This window comes from Ornithinibacter sp., from assembly GCF_035443565.1.
Lineage (GTDB): Bacteria > Actinomycetota > Actinomycetes > Actinomycetales > Dermatophilaceae > Fodinibacter.
Genome location: NZ_DAORSO010000145.1, coordinates 1 through 5483, shown reverse-complemented (window position 1 = coordinate 5483; position 5483 = coordinate 1). Strand labels below are relative to the sequence as shown.

Genomic DNA, 5483 nt, shown 5'->3' with positions numbered 1-5483 from the left:
TCGGGCCTGATGGTCGTGTGCAAGAGCGAGCGCGGGTACTCGGTGCTCAAGCGCGCGTTCAAGGAGCGCCGGGTCGACAAGACCTACCACACGCTAGTCCAGGGCCTTCCTGACCCGCTCGAGGGCACCATCGACGCACCCATCGGGCGCCACCCCGGCCACGACTACAAGTTCGCGGTCATGGACTCGGGCAAGCACGCGGTCACCCACTACGAGCTGCTCGAGGCATTCCGCTACGCCTCGCTGCTCGAGATCAAGCTCGAGACCGGGCGCACGCACCAGATCCGCGTGCACATGGCGGCCGTGCGCCACCCCTGCGTCGGTGACCTGACCTACGGTGCGGACCCCACCCTCGCGCAGCGGCTCGGCCTGGAACGGCAGTGGCTGCACGCGGTCGGCCTCGGCTTCGAGCACCCCGGATCGGGGGAGTGGGTCACCTTCACGAGCAGCTATCCCGCTGATCTGCAGGGCGCCCTCGACGCGCTCTGAGCGCTGCGCCGACACGGTCGACGACACGCCGAAGGGGTGTCGGCCCGGCGACCTAGGATGGTCGGCGATGTCCTCCGCGAACGATTCCTTCGTCCACCTGCACGTCCACACCGAGTACTCGATGCTCGACGGTGCGGCGCGCATCGGTGACCTCTTCGAGCGTGCCGCCGAGATGGGGATGCCGGCCCTCGCCACGACCGACCACGGGTACCTCTTCGGGGCCTACGAGTTCTGGAAGAAGGCCCAGGGCACGGGCGTCAAGCCGATCATCGGGGTGGAGGCGTACGTCACCCCCGGAACGCACCGCACGGACAAGACCCGCGTCAAGTGGGGCGATGAGCGCTCGCGCCCCGGCGACGACGTCTCGGGGTCGGGCGCGTACACGCACATGATCCTGCTGGCCAGGGACAACGTCGGGCTGCACAACCTGTTCCGGATGGACTCGCAGGCCTCGCTCGACCAGGTCTGGGCGAAGTGGCCGCGCATCGACCGCGAACTGCTCGACCAGTACGGCAAGGGCCTCATCGCGACCACCGGCTGCCCGTCCGGCGAGGTCCAGACGCGGCTGCGACTGGGCCAGTACGACCAGGCCAAGCAGGCGGCATCCGACCTGCGTGACCTGTTCGGGGCCGAGAACTTCTTCTGTGAGCTGATGGATCACGGCCTCGACATCGAGCGCCGCGTGCAGAAGGACCTCCTGCGGCTGGCCCGTGAGCTCGGCCTGCCCCTGGTTGCGACGAACGACCTGCACTACACGAGCCCCGAGGACGCCAAGGCCCACTCGGCCCTGCTGTGCGTGCAGTCGGGATCGACGATGATGGACCCGAACCGGTTCAAGTTCGACGCCGACGACTTCTACCTCAAGAGCCCGGCTGAGATGCGCCACACCTGGCGTGAGCTGCCCGAGGCCTGCGACAACACGCTGCTGATCGCCGAGATGTGTGACATCTCGTTCACGGTCGACGAGGGGCGCTACATGCCCCAGTTCCCGTGCCCGCCGGGGGAGAACGAGGCGAGCTGGTTCGTCAAGGAGGTGCAGCGCGGGCTGCACGACCGCTTCCCCGCCGGCATCCCCGACTACGCCCAGAAGCAGGCTGAGTTCGAGACGGACGTCATCGTCTCCAAGGGGTACTGCTTCCCGCCCGAGACACCGGTTCTCATGGGTGATGGTGGGTGGAAGGCGATCAGCGATGTCGTGGAGGGCGACGTCGTGACCTCGGTCGACACCCACGCCCTGCGCGGACGCAACGCGATCGTCGAGAAGGTCCTGACACGTTCGGTGTCGGAGGACCTGCACGTCATCCACCCGTACGGTCAGGCCTTTCCGCTCAAGGCCACTGCCGAGCACCCCTTCCTGGTGGCTCACCGCGGGTGGGTGGAGGCCAAGGACGTGCGGCCCGGCGACGAGGTGCTCCTGCCTCAGCCAGAGCGCGCGGTCTACCAGGACCTCGACGTCGTGGCCCTGATGGAGGCTGCTGGGTGGACCATCGGACAGTCGCCGGACGGTCGAGTCCACCGCATGGGGGCAGGTCTCAAGCGTGCGGCCCGCCCGAACGTCGGCACCCTGCCCTCGAAACTGGAGTGGTCCACGGATCTGCTGTGGTTGTTCGGGTTGTGGGTTGCGGAGGGGCATCTCTACGACCCGGAGGGAGGCGTCAACCCGGCACAGATCGGGTGGACGCTGCACGAGGACGAGCCCGCCGTGCAGCGACTCTGCCGCGTCATCGACGACCTCGACCTCGGCACCGCGCGCGTGTATTCGAAAGCCTCGCCGTCCGTGCCGGGGCATCACGGGGTCGTCGTCATGCTGACGAACCACCCGTTGGCGCTCGTGCTGACGAGGCTCTTCGGCTCAGGGGTCCGCAACAAGCGCGTCCCCGAATGGGTGCTCTCGACCCCGGACGAAGGGCTGCGGGCATTCGTGAGGGGCTGGCACGAGGGTGACGGTCATGTCGACGCTCGCGGCAAGTGGATGGTGACCACCGTCAACGACGTCCTGGCGCGGCAGCTGCGGTCCATCCTGTTGTCACTCGGTCAGTGGTGCACGCTGCAGCGCTCTCCCAGTCAACGGTCCTACAAGGTGCTGTGGGTGCCGCAGTCGCAGAAGCAGCCCTACAACGCCCGTTGCGTGGACGGTCGATGGTGGGTTCGGGTGCGAGCGGTGTCTCGGGAGGCGTACTCGGGGACGGTGTTCAACCTCACGGTGTCCGGTGACCACACCTACGTCGCCGAGGGCGTCGCGGTGCACAACTGCGGCTACTTCCTGGTCGTCGCCGACTTCATCACCTGGGCCAAGAACAACGGCATCCGGGTCGGCCCGGGTCGTGGCTCGGGTGCGGGGTCGATGTGTGCGTACGCGATGAAGATCACCGACCTCGACCCGGTGCCCCACGGCCTGATCTTCGAGCGGTTCCTCAACCCCGAGCGCCCCTCGCTGCCCGACTTCGACGTCGACTTCGACGAGCGCCGGCGCGGTGAGGTGATCCGCTACGTCACCGAGAAGTACGGCAGCGAGCGCGTCGCGCAGATCGTCACGTACGGCACGATCAAGGCCAAGCAGGCCGTCAAGGACGCCGCCCGCGTGATGGGCCACCCCTTCGCGGTCGGCGAGCAGCTGACCAAGGCGATGCCCCCGGACATCATGGGCAAGGGCGTGCCCCTGTCGAAGATGTACGACGAGACCCACGACCGCTACGGCGAGGGCAAGGAGTTCCGCGACCTCGTCGCCGGCGAGCCGCACCTGCAGGAGGTCGTCGAGACCGCCAAGGGCCTCGAGGGCCTCAAGCGCCAGTGGGGAGTGCACGCGGCCGGCGTCATCATGAGCAGCGAGCCGCTCATCGACGTCATCCCGATCATGCGCCGCCTTCAGGACGGGCAGGTCATCACCCAGTTCGACTACCCGAGCTGTGAGTCTCTCGGCCTGGTCAAGATGGACTTCCTCGGCCTGCGCAACCTCACCATCCTCGACGACGCCATCGCCAACGTGCAGTCCAACCGTGGCGAGGAGATCGACCTCGACGCGCTGTCCAAGGACATGACCGACCGCGCCACCTTCGACCTGCTGGCCCGCGGGGACACCCTCGGGGTGTTCCAGCTCGACGGCGGCGGCATGCGCACCCTGCTCAAGCTCATGCAGCCGGACAACTTCGAGGACATCTCGGCGGCGCTCGCGCTCTACCGCCCCGGGCCGATGGGTGTGAACGCCCACACCAACTTCGCCCTGCGCAAGAACGGCAAGCAGGCGCTCATCCCGCTCGACCCCCAGCTCGAGGGCAAGCTCCAGCCCGAGATGGTGTCCGCGCTCGAGCCGATCCTCGGCACGACCTACGGCCTGGTGATCTACCAGGAGCAGGTCATGGAGATCGCGCAGAAGCTCGCGGGCTACTCCCTCGGCAACGCCGACCTGCTCCGGCGAGCGATGGGCAAGAAGAAGAAGGAGGTGCTCGACGCCGAGTACGTGCCCTTCTCCGAGGGCATGAAGGCCAAGGGCTTCAACGAGGCGTCGATCGCGGCCCTGTGGGGTGTGCTCGTCCCCTTCTCCGACTACGCCTTCAACAAGGCCCACACCGCCGCCTACGGCCTGGTCTCGTACTGGACCGCGTACCTCAAGGCGAACTACCCCGCCGAGTACATGGCGGCCCTGCTGACCTCGGTCGGTGACGACAAGGACAAGTCGGCCCTCTACCTCGGTGAGTGCCGCCACATGGGCATCAAGGTGCTGCCCCCCGACGTCAACGACTCCTTGGGGCAGTTCGCGGCGGTGGGCGCCGACATCCGCTTCGGCCTGCAGGCGATCCGCAACGTCGGCCACAACGTCGTCGAGGCGATCATCGCGGCACGAGCGGAGAAGGGGCCCTTCACCTCCTTCCGGGACTTCATGTCCAAGGTGCCGGCGGTGGTGTGCAACAAGCGCACCATCGAGTCGCTCATCAAGGGCGGCGCGTTCGACGGCCTCGGCGAGCCCCGGATGGGGTTGCTGCAGGTCCACGAGGAGTACGTCGACGCGTTCGTCGCGGTCAAGCGCCAGGAGGCGATCGGCCAGGACAGTCTGTTCGGCTCGTTCGGTGACGACTCCGGTGGCGACAGCGGCGGTGACCTCATGGGGCTCGCGAGCGTGCCCGCCGTCGAGTGGGACAAGTCGGCGCTGCTGTCCTTCGAGCGCGAGATGTTGGGCCTCTACGTCTCCGACCACCCGCTGTTCGGGGTCGAGCACGTGCTGAGCCAGCATGCCGACACGCAGATCGCGGCGTTGACTGCTGACGAGGCCGGTCGACCCGAGGGCTCGATGGTCACCATCGCCGGCCTGATCACCGGTCTTCAGGTCAAGCGCACGAAGAAGGGCGACCTGTGGGCGATCGCGACCGTCGAGGACCTCGCGGGCTCGATCGAGTGCCTGTTCTTCCCCAGCGCCTACATGACCGTCGGTCCGATGCTGCGCCAGGACACCGTGGCCGTGGTGCGCGGCAAGATCAACCGGCGTGACGACAGCGTCTCCATCTACGCGCAGGAACTGACCCTGCCCGACGTCAGCGAGGGGCCGCGCGGGCCCGTCGTCGTGACGATGGAGACCGCCAGGGCAACGACCGAGCGGGTCGAGGAGCTCAAGAGCGTGCTGACCAACCACCCGGGCACCACGGAGGTGCACCTGCGGCTGGTCAAGCCCGGCCGCGCCGTCGAGATCCGGCTGGACCCCGCGTTCCGGGTCGAGGCGACGGAGGCATTGTTCGGTGACCTCAAGGTGTTACTCGGGCCGCGCTGCCTGGCCTGACCGGTGGTGTGGGTGACGCGCCGGTGGACGGCGGGCTACTGGCAGGGAGCGCCCACGAGGATGCCGGAAGTTCGGTGTGCTTTTCCGGCGCGGCACGCGCGGTGCGCGCCTAGGGTTGGCCCCAGCCGACCACCACAAGGAGATCTCACATGAGCAACACTCATCGGCGCGTCCTCGGCGCCGGGATCGCGGCAACCGCGATCGCAGCCCTCGTCGCGGGCACCCC

General features: G+C 67.8%; 2 protein-coding genes. Both read left to right on the top strand.

Going from position 1 to position 5483, the window contains the following annotated elements; genetic code table 11:
* A partial coding sequence (locus tag PLL68_RS12050) for an RluA family pseudouridine synthase (RefSeq protein ID WP_324534395.1) occupies nt 1–489 on the top strand: 489 nt, incomplete at its 5' end.
* 67 nt (nt 490–556) lie between these two features.
* Complete coding sequence (gene dnaE, locus PLL68_RS12045; RefSeq protein WP_324534393.1) at nt 557–5257, top strand: DNA polymerase III subunit alpha; 4701 nt, start codon at nt 557–559, stop codon at nt 5255–5257.
* Nucleotides 5258–5483: the final 226 nt, after the last annotated feature.